This window comes from Fervidobacterium changbaicum (genome assembly GCF_004117075.1).
Lineage (GTDB): Bacteria > Thermotogota > Thermotogae > Thermotogales > Fervidobacteriaceae > Fervidobacterium > Fervidobacterium islandicum.
Genome location: NZ_CP026721.1, coordinates 331,760 through 349,149 on the forward strand (window position 1 = coordinate 331,760; position 17,390 = coordinate 349,149).

Annotated in this window: 17 protein-coding genes; 11 read left to right on the top strand and 6 right to left on the bottom strand. The window is 40.7% G+C overall.

Going from position 1 to position 17,390, the window contains the following annotated elements; all coding sequences use genetic code 11:
- The first annotated feature begins 53 nt into the window (after nucleotides 1-53).
- The 6 genes from CBS1_RS01580 to CBS1_RS01605 all read left to right on the top strand — a co-directional run bounded on the left by CBS1_RS01580 (nucleotide 54) and on the right by CBS1_RS01605 (nucleotide 4,652).
- Nucleotides 54-488, top strand: a complete 435-nt coding sequence (locus CBS1_RS01580; RefSeq protein WP_090222983.1) for a hypothetical protein — start codon at nucleotides 54-56, stop codon at nucleotides 486-488.
- Between the two features lie 34 nt (nucleotides 489-522).
- The gene (gene glmU, locus CBS1_RS01585; protein WP_090222981.1) at nucleotides 523-1,881 is read left to right on the top strand and encodes a bifunctional UDP-N-acetylglucosamine diphosphorylase/glucosamine-1-phosphate N-acetyltransferase GlmU; all 1,359 of its coding nucleotides are present in this window, start codon (nucleotides 523-525) and stop codon (nucleotides 1,879-1,881) included.
- Complete coding sequence (locus CBS1_RS01590) at nucleotides 1,862-2,809, top strand: ribose-phosphate pyrophosphokinase (protein ID WP_033190968.1); 948 nt, start codon at nucleotides 1,862-1,864, stop codon at nucleotides 2,807-2,809. Before glmU ends, CBS1_RS01590 begins: the two co-directional genes overlap by 20 nt.
- Nucleotides 2,810-2,871: 62 nt before the next feature.
- Nucleotides 2,872-3,531: a 50S ribosomal protein L25 gene (locus CBS1_RS01595; protein ID WP_033190969.1), complete on the top strand. Its 660-nt coding sequence runs from the start codon at nucleotides 2,872-2,874 to the stop codon at nucleotides 3,529-3,531.
- A 99-nt stretch (nucleotides 3,532-3,630) separates the two neighbouring features.
- Nucleotides 3,631-4,164 carry an aminoacyl-tRNA hydrolase gene (pth, locus tag CBS1_RS01600; protein WP_090223000.1) on the top strand — a complete coding sequence of 178 codons (534 nt, stop codon included), beginning with the start codon at nucleotides 3,631-3,633 and terminating at the stop codon, nucleotides 4,162-4,164.
- A 41-nt stretch (nucleotides 4,165-4,205) separates the two neighbouring features.
- The gene (locus tag CBS1_RS01605) at nucleotides 4,206-4,652 is read left to right on the top strand and encodes a hypothetical protein (RefSeq protein ID WP_033190971.1); all 447 of its coding nucleotides are present in this window, start codon (nucleotides 4,206-4,208) and stop codon (nucleotides 4,650-4,652) included.
- A gap of 40 nt (nucleotides 4,653-4,692) precedes the next feature.
- Here the strand turns inward: CBS1_RS01605 and CBS1_RS01610 are convergent, their stop codons facing one another.
- Together CBS1_RS01610 and CBS1_RS01615 are read right to left on the bottom strand one after the other, a co-directional pair.
- Nucleotides 4,693-5,427, bottom strand: coding sequence for a sulfite exporter TauE/SafE family protein (locus CBS1_RS01610; protein WP_033190972.1), 735 nt, complete (start codon nucleotides 5,425-5,427; stop codon nucleotides 4,693-4,695).
- Nucleotides 5,428-6,417: a M42 family metallopeptidase gene (locus CBS1_RS01615; protein ID WP_052107028.1), complete on the bottom strand. Its 990-nt coding sequence runs from the start codon at nucleotides 6,415-6,417 to the stop codon at nucleotides 5,428-5,430.
- A 150-nt stretch (nucleotides 6,418-6,567) separates the two neighbouring features.
- On the opposite strand from CBS1_RS01615, the gene CBS1_RS01620 reads away from it, so the two are divergent.
- Both CBS1_RS01620 and CBS1_RS01625 read left to right on the top strand, forming a co-directional pair.
- Complete coding sequence (locus CBS1_RS01620) at nucleotides 6,568-7,854, top strand: MFS transporter (protein WP_241685542.1); 1,287 nt, start codon at nucleotides 6,568-6,570, stop codon at nucleotides 7,852-7,854.
- Nucleotides 7,855-7,928: 74 nt separating this feature from the next.
- Nucleotides 7,929-8,669 (top strand): ZIP family metal transporter, encoded by a 741-nt coding sequence (locus CBS1_RS01625; protein ID WP_052107030.1) that lies wholly within the window; start codon nucleotides 7,929-7,931, stop codon nucleotides 8,667-8,669.
- On the opposite strand, the gene CBS1_RS01630 is transcribed toward CBS1_RS01625, so the two are convergent.
- From CBS1_RS01630 to CBS1_RS01645, 4 genes are read right to left on the bottom strand one after another with little or no spacing between them, the layout of a single operon-like run.
- Nucleotides 8,638-10,059, bottom strand: a complete 1,422-nt coding sequence (locus CBS1_RS01630; RefSeq protein WP_090222978.1) for a GGDEF domain-containing response regulator — start codon at nucleotides 10,057-10,059, stop codon at nucleotides 8,638-8,640. The genes CBS1_RS01625 and CBS1_RS01630 overlap by 32 nt on opposite strands.
- Nucleotides 10,060-10,107: 48 nt before the next feature.
- On the bottom strand, nucleotides 10,108-11,259 hold the full coding sequence (locus CBS1_RS01635) for an NAD(P)/FAD-dependent oxidoreductase (protein ID WP_090222976.1): 1,152 nt from the start codon (nucleotides 11,257-11,259) through the stop codon (nucleotides 10,108-10,110).
- Nucleotides 11,252-13,108 (bottom strand): FAD-dependent oxidoreductase, encoded by a 1,857-nt coding sequence (locus CBS1_RS01640; RefSeq protein ID WP_090222974.1) that lies wholly within the window; start codon nucleotides 13,106-13,108, stop codon nucleotides 11,252-11,254. The genes CBS1_RS01635 and CBS1_RS01640 overlap by 8 nt, the downstream gene beginning before the upstream one ends.
- Nucleotides 13,102-13,410, bottom strand: a complete 309-nt coding sequence (locus tag CBS1_RS01645) for a (2Fe-2S)-binding protein (RefSeq protein ID WP_033190977.1) — start codon at nucleotides 13,408-13,410, stop codon at nucleotides 13,102-13,104. Before CBS1_RS01645 ends, CBS1_RS01640 begins: the two co-directional genes overlap by 7 nt.
- Nucleotides 13,411-13,688: 278 nt before the next feature.
- Here CBS1_RS01645 and CBS1_RS01650 point away from each other — a divergent pair, with 278 nt between their 5' ends.
- The 3 genes from CBS1_RS01650 (at nucleotide 13,689) to CBS1_RS01660 (ending at nucleotide 17,388) form a co-directional block, all read left to right on the top strand.
- On the top strand, nucleotides 13,689-14,882 hold the full coding sequence (locus CBS1_RS01650) for a class I SAM-dependent rRNA methyltransferase (RefSeq protein ID WP_090222973.1): 1,194 nt from the start codon (nucleotides 13,689-13,691) through the stop codon (nucleotides 14,880-14,882).
- A 62-nt stretch (nucleotides 14,883-14,944) separates the two neighbouring features.
- Nucleotides 14,945-16,795, top strand: coding sequence for an outer membrane protein assembly factor BamB family protein (locus CBS1_RS01655; protein ID WP_241685543.1), 1,851 nt, complete (start codon nucleotides 14,945-14,947; stop codon nucleotides 16,793-16,795).
- Nucleotides 16,796-16,836: 41 nt separating this feature from the next.
- A complete protein-coding gene (locus CBS1_RS01660) occupies nucleotides 16,837-17,388 on the top strand; it encodes an NUDIX hydrolase (RefSeq protein ID WP_033190979.1) in 552 nt (183 codons plus the stop codon).
- Nucleotides 17,389-17,390 lie beyond the last annotated feature (2 nt).

Sequence of the window (17,390 nt, forward strand, 5' to 3'; positions counted from 1 at the left end):
TTATATTTCTTTTTTTTCTTTGTAAAAAATTTTGTTGTGTGGAGTGAGAATTTATGGGCACCTTGATACTCTCCATAGTAGCTGCTGTTACTTCGTTCTATTTAACCAAGAGCTACTCTTACTTCTCCTTGATTTTGGTTGGGTTATATTTTACATTCAGAAAGAACGAGCGCGCTGAGTCTCTTGCTGGTTTGAATCTGCTCTTAATTAGCGCGGTAGCGATACTTGGAAAATTTAGGCCCTACAGCTTAGATGGGCTGAACTTTGTGGTTTACGGAACGTTCTTAGCTATCTTATACGATATACTTAAGGCTTGGTACGGTCTTATCCCAATGCTTTTATTAACCGGAATGGGTATAGGTGCGATTGGAGCCATCAAATTTGGTTCAAAAGGATACTTACTCGGACTTATTCTCATTCCGGTTATTGTTAGAGAGTATTCTTTACAAAGAAGGCTTAAAGGTAAAGATGGTGAAGTTGAAGAATAGTTTGATGATATTTTGAAACTTGGAGGTTCGGCCTATGAAGGTGCTTATACTTGCAGCTGGTTTGGGGAAGAGAATGAAGTCAAAATATCCAAAAGTAGTGCACAAGATACTCGGAAAACCGATGATAAACTGGGTCGTAGACTTGGGTAAGAAATTCGGAGAAGTAGGTGTGGTGGTCGGCCACAAAGCAGAAATTGTGAAATCTTACTTACCACAAGACGTCAAGACATACCTTCAGGAACCTCAACTTGGCACAGGTCACGCTGTGATGTGTGCTAAGGAGTTTATAGTTTCTGAGGACGATATAGTGATACTTTACGGAGATGTTCCTCTTCTAAAACCTGAAACCATAGAAAAGCTTGCACAGACTCACGCAAGAGCGAAAGCAGATGTTACCGTACTAACCTTCATTGCAGATGACCCGACTGGGTACGGAAGGATCATCAGAAATGGCGAAAAGATAAGAATTGTTGAGCACAAGGACGCAAACGAAGAACAGCTGAAGATTAAAGAAGTGAACAGCGGTATTTACGTATTTTCTGGTAAATTCTTACTTGAAAACTTGGATAAGCTCTCGAATAACAACGCCCAAGGTGAGTATTACTTAACAGACTTGGTTGAAATGGCCAGTAAGGTCGAAACAGTACTGTTGGATGATCCAGTTCAGGTATCAGGTGTAAACGACAGAGTGCAGCTTGCTCAGCTCGAATCTGTTGCAAAAGAAAGGATACTTAAAGAACTTATGCTTTCGGGCGTTACTGTGGTTGATCCCGCTTCAACGTTTGTAGGACCTGACGTCAAGATAGGTATTGACACGATAATACATCCATTTACAATTTTAGAAGGAAATATCACCATCGGTGAAGACTGCGAAATAGGTCCGTACACTCGAATAAAGGATTCGACAATCGGGAATAATGTCAAAATAATGCGTTCGGAAGTTGAAGGTGCAATTATAGAAAATAACGTTTCCGTTGGACCTTTTGCAAGACTTAGAGAAGGAACCGTCCTAAAAGAGAAGGTAAAAATTGGAAACTTCGTGGAAACGAAGAAATCTGTTATTGGGAAGAACTCCAAGGCTCAGCATCTTACTTATCTTGGTGATGCGACTATTGGTGAAGATGTTAACATCGGTGCTGGAACGATAACCTGCAATTACGATGGATATAAGAAATATCCAACATCCATCGGTGACGGTGCATTTATCGGTAGCAACTCTTCACTTGTTGCTCCAGTGAAAATAGGAAAAGGTGCCATTGTAGGTGCTGGTTCGGTTATTACAGAAGATGTTCCTGACGATGCACTTGCGCTTGGCAGAGCAAGACAAGTTATAAAGGAAAACTGGGCAAAAATGAAAAGGGAGGCCATGGAGAATGCAAATCACAAGGAATGAAATGAAGATCTTCACCGGTAATGCTAACAAAGTCTTGGCAGAAAAGGTAGCGAGCTACATAGGAATGAGGCTTGGAGATATTACCGTTGGAAGGTTTGCGGATGGCGAAATCAACGTCCGCATAGAAGAGACTGTTCGAGGGCATGACGTCTTTGTCATTCAACCTACTTGCCCACCAGTAAATGAAAATCTAATGGAGTTACTTATTATGATAGATGCATTTAAACGAGCCTCTGCAAATAGCATTGCTGTTGTAATACCGTACTACGGCTATGCAAGGCAAGATAGAAAAGCTAAAGGTAGAGACCCGATCACGGCTAAGCTTGTCGCAAACTTGCTCACAGTTGCCGGTGCGACACGCGTTATGACCGTTGACCTACACGCTGAACAGGTTCAAGGGTTCTTTGATATCCCTGTTGACAATCTGTGGAGTTTTCCGGTTTTTCTTGAAACGCTAAGTAAAGACGGTATACTAAACGACGATGCAGTCATTGTCTCTCCAGATGTTGGTGGTGTTAAACGAGCAAGGCAGATAGCTGAAAAAGTAGGCCTCCCTCTTGCAATCCTGGACAAGAGACGTCCGAAAGATAACATAGCTGAAATATTGAACATTATAGGTGATGTCAAAGATAAGACGGCTATAATAGTTGATGACATAGTTGATACGGCACGTTCATTGGTCGAAGGTGCAAATGCTGTGAAGAATGCTGGAGCAAAACGAGTTATAGCATGTATAACACATCCTGTGCTCTCATCCGGTGCGGTTGAGAGGATCGAAAACTCGAGTATTGAAAAGATTTATATTAGTGATACAATATATCATCAGAGTCTACCGAGCAAATTCAACATTGTTTCAGTTGCACCATTGCTTGGTGAAGCGATAATAAGAGTCAGAAAGAACCTATCTGTAAGTATACTTTTTAAGTAAATCGTGAGAAAAAATAAAGATTAAAATAAAACCTTAAAAATAAAAAAGAAGGAGGAGTAGACATGGAGCACGTAGTAAACGCGCAGGTAAGGTCTATTGTAGGAAAAAAGCGCGCAGTAAGAAGATTGAGAACTCAAGGCGTTATACCTGCTATTGCGTACGGACCTGGAGTTGAGAAACCGGTTAGCTTGGCTTTGGAAAAAAACAGCTTTTTAAAGATATTCAGGGAAGTTACAGAATCAACACCACTCACTCTAGTAGTCAAAGATGAAAACGGTAAAGAACTTTTCAAACACATGGCATTCATCAAAATGGTCCAATACGATAAGGTTACGGATGAAGTCAGACATGTTGACTTCTATATACCAGAAGCGCACCACAAGATGAAAATAAACGTTCCACTACATATCGTTGGTAAAGCGATGGGTGTTGAAAAGGGCGGTATTATGGAGGTTCTCCACCACGAAGTTGTAGTTGAGGCACTGCCTGACAGAATTCCGGAAACTATCGAAATCGATGTCACAAACCTTGGTCTTGGTGACTCCTTAAGGGTAAAGGATGTCAAACTACCAGAAGGAGTTAAAATCGATATGGATCCAGAAGATGTTTTGATAACAATTGTTGTTCCAAGGGGACTTGAAGTTGAAGAAACAACAGCAACGACAGAAACAGCAGAACCGGAAGTTCTAAAGAAAGGTAAGAAGGAAGAGGAAGAGAAGTAATCTGATAAAAACATAAAGAAAAGTCCCCCATTGGGGGACTTTTCTTTAATGTTTGTGTTTCGCTAATTCTCCAAGCATACAGCAAAGGAGGAACCGATGTTGATAATCATTGGTTTAGGAAATCCTGGTGAAAAGTACGCTAATACTCGCCACAACGTTGGATTTATGGTGCTGGATAGGTTGGGAAAGTCTTGGAAATCTGGGCCGAACTATCTTTACTCAGACGTCAACATAGCAGGACAGAAAGTGAAGCTGGTCAAACCAACGACTTACATGAACCTCAGTGGAGAGGTATTTAAATATTTGCCACATGATGATATAATAGTGGTGTACGACGACCTTGACCTACCTTTGGGCAGAATCAGAATTAGGAAAGACGGTAGTGCTGGAGGACACAATGGGATTAAATCGATAATATCGTACATTGGTCAGAATTTTCCGAGAATAAGAATAGGTATAGGTCCCAAACCAAAGGAAGTTGATGCTGCCGATTTTGTACTCTCAAACTTTTCGCCAGAAGAATTTGAAAAACTGCGGAAGGTCATCGACTTAGCAGTTGAGGCAATTGAGACGATCGTTTCTGAAGGCATTGAAAAAGCTATGAACAGATATAATTCAATTCAGGTCGAATGAAGATTAATATAACCTGAAAAGACAGACTAGAAGGTGATATATTGGAAAACGAAAAGTGCATCAGGTGTGGAAATAAGTCCGAAATATCGCAAAATGTTTATGTTGATGGTACTGTTAAGAGAATATCTTATTGTAAGTCGTGTCTTAAGGAAGTACTAAAATATGAAATTGAGCGTTATACACGCGCTGGTCTGCAAACGATTATGTCTCATAAAAATCTTATGGAAGAATCGCCGGCGAGGAACAAAAAGTTTGACTTTTCCTTGGAATTTTTGTATTCTGAACAGCCGAGTACTATCCAGTTGACGATGTTCCCAAAAGATTCGAATGTATATGGTAAAGTGATAACAGATATACAAAAACGCAGACTAACGCTGCTGAATCACAAACTAAAGGAAGCGCTTAAGAAGGAAGACTATAGACAAGCTAAGAAATTGAAGAAGATGATCGAGGACATTAACAAAAGACTAAAACAACAGCCCTGGTAACCACGAAACTTAACCAGGGCTATTGTTTCAAAATAGATGCCTATCTAAAGAACAAATAGTTGATTGCAGAGAATATCATCATGCCAGCGACCACGTACCTTATGAATTTTTTGTTCACGCGTGAGTTAAGGTATGACCCCAAATACCCGCCTACAAAAGAACCTGCTCCGAGTATTAAACCAGGGATCAGTGCTACTTTATTATTGAAAGAGAATAAAATCAGTGAAAAGATTGTAAACATGAGTGTTAAAAAGATCTTCATCGCGTTCGCCTGTTTTATATTGTACCCTTCGAGCATTGTTAGGGCGTATATCAAAAAGAAACCAACCCCGGCCTGTATATAACCACCGTATATTCCTATCAGAAAAAACACAAAACCACTAAGAAATCTGTTCGACTTTTCCTTCTTACCTTCTTCCCAGACTTTTGGTGTAAACAGCACGAAATACGACATGAATAGGAAAATTATACCGATTGTTATTTTGACTATTTTCTCAGGTAAACTTAAGACGATAGACGTTCCGACCACGGCACCTATGATCGTTGGAATTGTGACAAACAGCGCATTTTTGATGTCCAACTCCTTCTTGGTTATGAACCTCCAAGTGGCTGAGACATTTTGTAGCAAAATACCTATTCTATTTGTTCCATTAGCGACACTTGTACTTAGGCCATAAAGACCAAGGATTGGCAATGTTAAAAACGATCCTCCCCCAGCCAAGACATTAACAACACCTGAGAAGAGTCCACCGAGAAACAACAGTACCTCAAGCACTTAAAACACCTCCAAAAAGCGCTTAAGCAATTTTATAAGATTCTCAAGGTCTGAAAGGCTGATCATTTCCACCTGAGAGTGCAAGTACTTTACGGGAACGCTTAAAGCAACCATAGGGACTCCTTTCTCAACAAAAACGCTTGCATCATTCCCTCCACCTGTTACACCTATTTGAAGAGGAATACCTTCCTCTTTTGCAAGGTTGGTGATAATATCAACGACTTCGAAGTTGGAAATAGAACTGTTGTCGTAAATCCTGACGACCGGACCATTTCCAAGCTTTATGTGACCGTTTGTCTTGCTACAACATGCAAAAGAATCTATGGCGATCGCCAAATCTGGTGAGTACGTGTGTGCAAGCGCCTTAGCACCTCTTAGCCCTACCTCTTCTTGAACGGTCCAAGCAAAGATAATATCTGATTTTGGAACTAAACCTTTTGATGCTTCTATTAGTGCAAAGCAGCCAAACCTATCATCCAAGCTTCGCATGGCAAGTAACTCACCGTTCAACAACGCGTGATTCTTTTTGAAAACAACAAAGTCCATGACAGCAATACCGAGGCTTTCCAGTTCTTCGTAGCTCTTAGCACCTACATCAACAACTTTTTCAAAAACCACACCATCGGATTTTAAGTGTGGTGGAACGGCACCTATCACACCATCAACTACCCCTTTCCTTGTCACAACTTGAACGAACGAACCGGGTAGTGTCTCCTCTATGATCCCGCCAACATTCTTAATTTCAAGCTTTCCATCAGCTCTAAGTGAAGAAACATAAAAACCTATTTCATCCATATGGGCCATAATTATTACCTGCTTTTTGCCCTCAGTTCCTTTCTTCTCGAGAATTAAATTCCCTATCTTATCAGTTTTTGCCAGTTCTCCAAGCATTTTGCAAATTTCTTCACGCACCAACTCCTCCCTGCCCGAAACACCTGGTACCTCGCACAAACTTACAAGTCCTTTGAACTTTTCAATCCTTCCTTCCATCTAAATCCCTCCTTCCTCCAAGTGATTATACCATGAATTTCGAGAAATATACTTCGTATAACGAATTATTTTTAAGTGCAAAAAAATTGCTCTATTGACAAAATATTTTGGCATATGATAAAATTTATTTGCCAATAATTTTTGGGGGTGATGGTGGTGAAAGAGGAGATTTACAAACACGAAAGGAGAAATCTTGCACTAATTATCAGCGGTCGGTTTGAATCTCTTGTTGGTGCGGCGGCCTTACTTGTTGCTATGCCTCTATTCATACTGGACAAAACCGGTTCTGGAACGATGATGGGCATATTTACAGTGCTTGGAATATTGCCAAGATTGCTTGCAACACCAATCGGAGGTGTTCTAGGGGACCGACTTAACAGAAAGTACATAATGGTCTTGCTTGATGAACTGAGGGGTATCTTGCTTTTTGCTCTCTGGTTCGTAGCCTTCAGCAACAAGCTTGGAATTGGAGCGCTTCTGACTTTCAGGGCGATTCTTTCATTTCTCGATGGGATATTCGACGGTCCGACTGGTGCAATGTTTGGAGATGTTGTGAGAAAAGAAAATATGAAGAGAGCCACATCTTTAAATGCAATGGCAAATAGTGGTGCAAACATTATAGGTCCTATCATCGGTGCTATGCTCTACGGTTACTACGGACTAACAAACGTGTTGCTTATGACGGCTGTGCTCTACATTCTTTCGGGAATTAGTGAAATGTTTATTATCTACGTTCATATTCCAAAAAACGGCAAAATACAGTTCCTACAAGAACTCTCCGAAGGTGTTAGATTTGTTTTAGCACATAAAGGTCTAAAATTCCTATTCACTTTTGCCATAGTGATCAATTTTTTAATGTCTCCGCTTTACAGTGTTGTGCTTCCATACCTTGCCAGAATTGTATTCAAATTTTCTGCAGCCCAATTTGGCACATTTGAAGTATTTGCTACATTAGGTGCACTTTTCGGGAACGTTGCTATAATGCTTTTTCTTAATAAATTCAGTTCTAAAGTCCTTATATCCTCCGGACTCATATTAGAGCAAGTTGTCGGTTTGCTTTTCTCAATACTGATAATGCCCCTTCTTGGATTTACGAAAGGAGTAGCATATTTTGTATTTGTTGTGAGTGCTTTTCTGATAACCTTCTTCAACGCTTTGGTTAACATACCAATAAATGCAAACTTGCAGATACTTGTACCGTCCGAGCTTAGGTCAAGAGTGTTCTCAGTTCTTTCACTTTTTGCTATGGGAAGCACGCCTATTTCTTCCGCTCTTTACGGGTTCCTGCTTGATAAGATAAACCCTTACTTGTTCTTCTTTTCTATTAACGTTATCTCTACTGTGATCATTGTGCTCTTCTTGTTAAAAGCTCCTGAGGAGGCTTATGATCCAAATGTTGCAAAGGTTGAGACAAAGCCTGTGGGCGAAGGTTCTTGAGGATATTGGTGTTCGTTTGATTTTGTGTTAGAATATAATCTGGGATTTTCCAGTAGAAGTAGGAGGTTGATACTATAACAGATTTTCTGAAAGGTACTCTCTTAAGTACCGCTGCGGGGCTTTCGACAATTCTTGGGGCTGTACCGTTGTTGTTGTTTCATAAGCATCTAGGAGAAAAGGTTATCGATTCGCTTATGGGGATGGCTGCAGGCATTATGCTTGCAGCAAGTGCTTTTAGTTTAGCAGGGCCGTCTTTAGAAATCGGTGGGGCGTTGCGTTTTATTGTAGGATTTTTGTTTGGAGCGATCGCTGTCGACTTATTGGATAAGTTCTCACCGCATGAACACTTTTTGAAAGGCCATGAAGGAATGGACAGCAAGAAGCTCGCAAAAATCTGGCTCTTTGTTATAGCTATAACGATTCACAACTTTCCAGAAGGCATGGCTGTGGGAATAAGTGGGTTCACTCCGGAAGCGCTCAGTGTGGCAATTGCTATTGGCACACAGAACATTCCGGAAGGTGCGGCGACAATGGTTGCACTTATGAACGCAGGGTATAGTATTCGCTACTCGCTTTTTATAACTTTTCTTACGGGCGTTGTTGAAATGATGGGTGGTATTTTTGGTGCGGGTTTGATACTAATTAGTAAGAACTTACTACCTTATATGCTTGCCTTTGCAGCTGGTGCTATGGTATTTGTGGTAAGCGACGAAGTTATTCCGGAAACTCATCTTCGCGGTAATGAACGTTTATCGACGTACTTTCTAATTTTCGGTTTTCTGATCATGTCTGTTCTTGACGTAGTACTTGGTTGATTTCTCTGTTTTTTGGAAGAAACATATAACTTGCTTTGTCTTTTCCTGTTTTCTTGGATATGTAGAGCAAGTCATCGGCAGCCTTTATTACTTCGGTTGGGGATTCGTATCCTTCAGAACTTACAACACCACAGGATACCGTACATTTTCCGTGTGGAAATTGCGTGTTTCTAACCTTGTACAAAATTCTTTCTATAGTTTCAACCACTTCATCGTTGTTAGCTGCTTTTGTAATCACAAGACAAAATTCCTCTCCACCGTACCTTCCCGCAATTCCTTTTCCCGCAATCTCTTCTTTTAAAATAGCTGCAACGGCTTTCAAGACTTCATCTCCTACCAAATGTCCGTAGGTGTCGTTGACCTTTTTGAAATTGTCTACATCAAACATCGCGACATAATAGATTGTCCTATTGAACTTAGCCAAGTTATGTGTCTCTTCAAGAAACCTAAGCAGTTCCTTTTTGTTAAACAAGCCCGTTAAACCATCGACGGCGGATGCGACTTTAAGCTCCCTGAAGCTGTTCAACGTGTTAAAGAGCAATGCGATGCTTTCACTTGCTTCGTTTAATACTTTACTTAAACTCCATTTGTCTGACGCACCTTCATAAGCAATTAGCCCTATTTCGTTTTCTTGGTACTTAACAACAACGGTTTCCAACCCGTCAACGTTGAATTCCGAACCGAAGTTGCCGAAATAAGACCAATCAGAAGGTTCAATAGGTTTCTCAAAATACTTTAGCAACTTTTCCTTACTTACAGTCTTGCTTAGCGGCAATCCAAAGTTGTATATACGACCTTCCACAGGTGATAAGAGCAGCAAAGCTAATCCGGAAAAACGTGAGAAGAATTCCAAAAAGTTCTTCAACTTTTGAACGACGTAAAGTTCGTCTCTTGCATACTGGATGAGAGAGAGAATCTCTCTATTCAGAATTTCTGTTCTCATCTTTTGTTCTAAAACATCATAAATACCTGTTAGATAGAACATTTCCTTTGTCTTCGAAGTCGAGTAATCGTTGGAGATAAAACGTTCAAGTTCGCTTTCCAACACATCTTTGGGAAGCAATTTGGAGATGAACTTGTTTGCCCCACTGTGTTCAGCCCAAAACTCGTTTATTACATCGTCTGAACCTGTTAGAACAACAATACCCGCGTTTTTAAACGCGGGTATTGATCTAAGATAAAGACACATTTGCAATCCTGAAATACCAGGCATGTTGTAATCTGTAATGATTATATCCGGTAGTTCTCTTAAAGCAGTTTCAATGCCTTTCATCCCATCTTCGGCAACAACTATTTGCTTTACTCCCAACTTTGCGAATACGCTTTGAAGGACCATCCTCCAAAATTTGCTATCATCAACTATCATGACTTTCTTATCACTGATTGTCATCTAATTGTCATCGCTCCCCCATGTAACAACGTATCTATTCACTAGGAATTATACCACATTCTTTTCTTTTTCCACAACAGTACCCTCAAATCTCTTAATATCGAGGTAGGAAATGTCCGTATGCAAGGTTTTCCCGAACACAATCAATTCAGCAAGGGCTTCACCAACAGCGGGAGCGACCATGAAACCGTGACCGGAGTAACCTACGGCATAGTAATATCCCTTTACCAGGTCACTGCCTCCAATTATTGGTTGGGCATCGGGAGACATGTTATACATCCCACTCCAGTGCCTTATTATTCGAACGTTCTTCAAAAATGGGAAGATGTTAACCATCTTACTTGCTAGTTCTTTTTCAAATTTGTAGGTAACGTTGAAATTGAGTCCAGGTTTTTCATCCTTGTCACCCTGGCCCAATATGAATTGTCCGTGTTGTGTCTGTCGCATGTAAAAATTACCAGAGAAGCTTATTGCCATCATTGGAAAGAAGTTTTCCAGCGGTTCTGTGACAAGAATCTGATGCCTGTAGCTTTCTGTCAAAAGATCTACACCAACAAGCTTTGAAACTTCGTTTGACCAGGGACCAGAAGCATTTACGACAATATCACAAGCGAAATAGCCTGCGGTTGTGTCGACACCTGTGACTTTTCCGTTTGTAACCTCGATACTCTTTACCTCGGTGTGTGTGTATATATGTCCGCCCATTCTTCTGATGGCTTGAGCATAACCAATCACAGCTTTGTGTGGATTAGCGTGACCATCAGTTTGACAAAATGTAGCCATAACCAATCCTTTTGTGTTTATGTATGGGTATCTCTCAGATACCTGTTTAGGCGAAAGGATTTCCACGTCCAAACCTTCTTCACGTTGCATCTTTACATTCTTTTCAAATTGCTCAGCTTCTTCTTCACTGTACGACAAAACGAGATATCCACCTTGTTTGTATTCTATATCCATCCCTACATCTTCTTTGAATCTCTCAAATAATTTCACACTCCTCATTGCTAAGCGAACATTTGACCTTGTTGACCACTGTTGCCTGATTCCACCAGCACATCTGCCAGTTGAACCTGAAGAAAGGTACGATTTTTCAAATATTGCAATGGAAGTCTTACCAAGCTTACACAGAAAATAACCCAGCGCTGTTCCCGTTATTCCTCCACCAATTATACAAACGTCGTATTTTCTTACCTCACTCATTTTCAATACCCCCTTGAATATTTTCAGATACTTCGTCGTTCTCGCTTAAAGCTGACTTTACCACGGCTTCAAACGGTGTCGGCATTGTAGGGGGTCTATATGCACCAAGTTGTATTTCTGATATAGGCCTGCCGGTTTTTTCAGAGATAATTTGCAAAGTCAACGACCTACAGGTCTTTCCACCACACGGCCCCATTCCTATTCTTAATACCCTTCTAAGTTCTTCATAGTCCGTGATCCCCATGTCTATAACTCGTTCGATATCTTCCTTTGTTATCTCTTCACATCTGCAGATAAATTCCTCTGCTTTTTCTGGCAAACGGAAGCTTCTAACTACATCTTCGTATCCTTTGGGTACTCTAAGAAAGACAATATGTGTCTTTCCTTTGTTGTTTAGAACAACGTGGTCAACTTCTCCATTGGCAATTTCCTTTCCTTCGAAGTTCAGAAGCTTGACTTTTGTACCGTTGGTTGGCACTGGGAGTAGCTCGTATGGAACGCCCACAAGGGAATATTCCTCTTTTTCTTGGATCATAAATATTGCAAGCCCAGGGCATTTCATTACACAAACCCCACAGCCTATACACTTTGAGTAATCGATTTGTGGAATACCGTTTATGTTTCCACCTACGTTAATTGCACCAGTTGGACAGGATGTTTCACAAGGGTTGCAAGGAATAGCCTCTGGACATTCTATGATTGCCCTTAATTTTCCAACGGGTCCTCTGTCGGTTTGTTGTTCCTCTCTATACCCACCTTCAGGAAAGACGATCCCCATCTTCCTTAGTCCGTCTCTAACCTTCTTTGAGAATGGTCCTCTTCTAAACTCTTCAAGTTCTCTCTTCATCTTTTCAATCTTATCTTCAAAAGATTTTCCTGTTAACTCTTGAGCGATGTTATAACCTGCAATGTAGCCCTCAATCATAGCGGTTGTAGCTTCCTCTATACCTGAAAGATCTCCCGCCACAAACACATTGTGAACAGTCGTTTTCATATTTTCATCGCGCAACGGCACATAGCCACCAAGTTCGGGTATGTACACAAGTTTTGCACCTGTCTGCGCGACGAGTTCGACGTTAGGTTGTAAACCAACGGCAAGGCATATGGCATCAACAACAAATTCCTTTTCTGTACCCGGTATTGGTTTGAATCTTTCGTCCACCCCAGCCACAACAGCACCCTGAACCTTGTCTTTGCCTATTGCTTCGAGTATCGTATGTCTTAGCAGTATCGGTATTCCGAGTCTTTTAACTTTATTGGCATGAACGGCGTATCCGCCAACGCGCGATGAAGCTTCGACGATTGCTTTTACCTGCGCACCTGCTTGGACCAATTGATAAGCAACGATGAGCCCGATGTTCCCTGCTCCAACGATTAGGAATGATTCGCCAGGGAGAACTCTATACTGATTCATGAGCGTCTGGACTGCCCCTGCACCATAAACACCTGGCAACGTGTTATTCTTGAAAGTCAAAAATCTCTCTGTGGCTCCTGAGGCGATTAGCAGATAATCCGCCAGGTATTCATGCACAATGTTGTTTACTCTATCGTAGACAGTTATTACATCTTCGTATATACCAGTTACAGTTGATTGTTGTATTATTTCAACTCCAAGACTTTTAACCTTTTTGACAAGTAAATTCCCAATCTCAAATCCTCTTGTTGAAGCGTAAAACCCTTCATGACCGAAGAATTTATGAGTTTGTTTCGAAAGTTGACCTCCAGGTTCAATACCTTCATCAATTATTACAACTTCTTCACCACTTCCAACAGATTCTGCAATAGCGATAGCGCCTGTCAATCCTGCAGGTCCAGAACCGACGATAAGTGCTTTAACGTGTCTCACCATTTTGGCTTCCCCCTTCCGCGTTGCATCTTAACGCGCATACCTTCCCTAATGGGGGTTATGCAGGCACGAACATTTGGTACACCATCGACTTCCACAAGGCAGGCCGAACATTTACCAATAGCGCAGAAAAAACCTCGAGGATGGTTGTGTTCTGTAAAACCAAACACGTCAAAACCATTTGCGATAAGAGCACTTGCGATGGTATCATCAGCAGTTCCACAAACGGGTTGGTCTTCAAAATAAAACGTTACGTAGTTCTTTTCAGTAGGCACATTAAGAATAGGATGGTCCTTTATCCGCATGCAGCAGCCACTCCCCTTCCCCAAGATGTTAGCATTGTATAAAAAATGCAAGTTGTTGGCTTCTTATCTAACAAGATTATAATCCTTTTAACCAGTAACAAAAAATTCTGAAATCATTCGCTATGAGAATTTTATCGTGTTTTACCGTTGAGAACACTTAATACCAAAACTTTGCTCAGTTTTTTTCTGAATACTGACAGAATTGAGAAAAATCAAACGTATGTTATAATCTAAGTAACAAGAACTCTTGAACGATTTAACAAGAGGTGAAGCAAACTGTGGATAGAAGAGTAGCAAAAGTAATACTGAAAAGGGATATTAAACGACGTGTATTGAATGGTCATCCTTGGGTTTACGATAACGAGATAGAGAGAATAGAGGGTAATTTTGAGGATGGAGATATAGTCTATGTATACTCATTCGCTAATCAGTTCGTCGGAATTGGATATATCAACACAAAATCAAAGATCACGGTCAGATTACTCTCCAGAAAACCTGTGGAAATCAATAGGGAATTCATCAAGAACAGGATCTTAGATGCAATCAAAAACAGATATAGCATTGCTAAGGAAAATGCATATAGAGTCATATTTGGCGAGGCCGATGGGTTACCTGGACTTATCGTCGATAAGTTTGACAAATACCTCTCTGTTCAATTCAATACGCTCGGAATTAACAAATTGAAAAACACAATTTTAGGTGTTCTCATAGAGATTTTTTCGCCAACTGGGATACACGAAAGGACGGAAGGTAGCGCGGTCAAAAAGGAAGGGCTTGAAGAGTTTTCTGGGTGGATTTATGGTTCTGGTCCAGAACTTATACCATTTGAGATAAACGGGATCAAATTTTTGGCCGACACAAAAGGGCAAAAAACAGGAGCCTTTTTAGACCAACGTGAGAACGCGAGAAAACTCAGAGATTTTGCTCAGAACAAGGTCTGTCTTGACTGTTTTTCGTACACAGGGAATTTTGGAATGCATTTACTCAGTGGTGGAGCAAAGCATGTGACTTTCGTTGATTATTCAGATCGTGCTATTGAAATTGCAAGACAGATTGCAAAACTGAACGGTTTTGATGAAAGCAGAACGGAGTTTGTGGTTGGAAATGCTTTTGATTATTTGAAAAACGCTTACGCGAAAACAAAAAAGTACGACGTCGTTGTTCTTGACCCACCATCGTTTGCAAAGAGTGCATCCAGTCGCGACGCAGCATTTAAAGGTTACAAAGAAATCAATTACCGGAGTATGAGAATACTGAAAGACGACGGACTACTGGCTACAGCTTCTTGTACTCAGGTTGTATCACAAAGTGAGTTCGAATCTATCCTAGTTGATGCCGCTATAGATGCAAAGGTATTTGCTCGATTGATTTACAGAGGTGGACAACCAATCGACCATCCACAAGTTTACAATATTCTTGAAACCATGTATCTCAAGTTTTTGATATTGCAGATTTCATCACTAGACAAGTGAGGAGTAATGATATAATAAAAAACTGAAACGTGCAACAAGTTGATGCTAGGGGGTTAAACATTGTGAGAATACATCTTGCTCTTATCACCATCCTTACATTGATGTTCTTAGCTCTTACCAGCTTACACTTTGCTGGTGCACTTATTGTCACTACAACAAGTATTGTTGACGAAGCAGGTAATGTCGTCAAAAACATAACTGCTCTGGATGTTCTCTTCGACGGTACCCAGTACTATTACATAACCTCAGATGGTATCTATTCATTAGACGGCAAGATAAAAATAGACATTAAAGGTGCTCAGCGCGTTGGGACAAACTACGCCTTATCAAATTTAAAGGTATACAAAATTGAAAAGGGAACGGCGACAAGTATTGGAACTGTGTCATCAAAGATGAAGAGTATTTACGTAGTTTCAGATTACATAATTGGAATTGAGAATAACCAAGTTGTTTGCTATTATGCTGGGAATATTGTATGGTCTATGCCAACGGACGCTTCATATTTAAAAGTTTCAGAACCATACATGGCAGTTTTTGGGTTGCAAACGCAACTTTTTAATATTTCCAACCCCCGGTTCGCGAAACTTGAAAGAATTTACCCCAAGTTTTCCGATTATGTCTATTTTTCAGGATACCACGTGTTCAGCGACGGATCCAAGATCTATTTTTACAAAGGAACGGCAAGGTTAAGTACGACGTTTCCCTACAGAGGAACACTCTTAACAGATGGAAAATATCTGTACTCTGGAAACCTCTTGGTTACAAGTGACTTAGCCCAAAAAGATCTGAAATTCACTGTTAAATCCTTAGTTCCCGTTGATACTGGTGAAAAAGAAGAAACTACAGTGGTTGAGGAACATTCAATCGTGCAACCCCCTGTTTCTACCCAAGTTACAACAGCACCCTCAGCATCGCAGAAGCAATCCAGTGAAGAGCAGCAAAAAAGGGAAGAGACCACAGTTGTAAAACCCTCCGAATCAACCCAGCCACCGAAAACTCCGAAGTTGTTCGAACTACTTTGGAAAGTTGTTTTGAATGATACCGTATCAGGTAAACCAGCAGTAAAAGAAGACGTCGCGTACATACCTACAACGAAAGGCTCTGTTATAGCTATAAATGGTGGGAAAATAGCTTGGTCGTACAAGACCAGCTTTGTTATAACTGGTCACGTGACAGTTGGCACTCATGTATATGTTGGATCGTGGGATGATACGATTTACGCCTTGAATGAAGATGGAACTCTTGCTTGGAAGCTTTCACTTGACAGTGATATCGCTTACGGACCTGCTTGGGACGGATATTTGCTTTATGTGGTTACAGACAAAGGAACACTTTATGTTATTAAAGACGAAGGCAAATCCGGGGTTATAAAGAATTCATACAAAGTAGGAACATATCCTTCGATACCCCCATCAGTTTCACTTGCAGGCAAAGTGTATGTTGTCGATGGTGCTGGAAACTTGTGGAGAGACAAAAATGTGGATAGTTTTGCGGGAAAGCCAAAAAACCTACCGATATACTCGGAAACACCATATGTTAGTAAACAAGTTGGATTCTCACTTATCGATGAATATGGTAATGTCTATGAATTCATACCAATGAAAGACAAAACCGAGGTTTCTAAGGGTAGAAGCGCATTCCTAACTTTCCAATCAGAGATCGTGGATGCTGTTCTTGGTAAACAACATCTGTACGTTATTGACTCGAACGGGAAGCTTCAAATTATAGACAAAGATACTAAAAAGGTGCTGTTTACAGATACTGTTCCCAGTGGGAGATACTTAAGTTTGAGCAAAGGATATTTATTTGTCTTTGGTAAAGAGGTTCGGTGTTATTACGTTAATGACACACCGTCTGGATACTGGAATAGTCTTTACGGGAACTCTATGAACTGGAATTCTGCTGTGAAATAAAAGAAATTAAGAGAGACAAATCTGAAAATTGAGGTGGGGGCTTGAAGAGGTTTCTGGGTGAATTCAATTACTACGCGGTGTGCGTACCGGTATATGAGAGCAAAATCCTTTTTGAAGTGAGGTCTGAGAATATCCCACAGCCTCTGGAGGTATCTTTTCCGGGTGGACACATTGAGATGAACGAAGAACCTTATGAGGCAGCACTTAGAGAACTCAAAGAAGAAACCGGACTTCGAACAGTCGATTTTCTTTTCGAAGTAGAACCGCTGGTAACACCGTTTAACTCAGTCATCTACCCGTTTGTCGTTGCTGTGGACATTAACGAACTTCGGATAAATACTAATGAAGTAAAAGAGACGTTTTTGGTTCCTATTGAACACTTTCAAAGGCCCTATTCTATTGGAATTGTAGACGTCGAACTAAAACCACGCGAAGACTTTCCATTTCATCTCATAGCTTTTGGAAGAAACTACAACTGGAAGCGAGGGATTTACAAGGTCATTTTTTATAAATACGGAGATTACATCATCTGGGGGATAACCGCCAAAATAGCACAAAGAACCTACGAACTTATGAAAGAACGAGGGGGATAGGG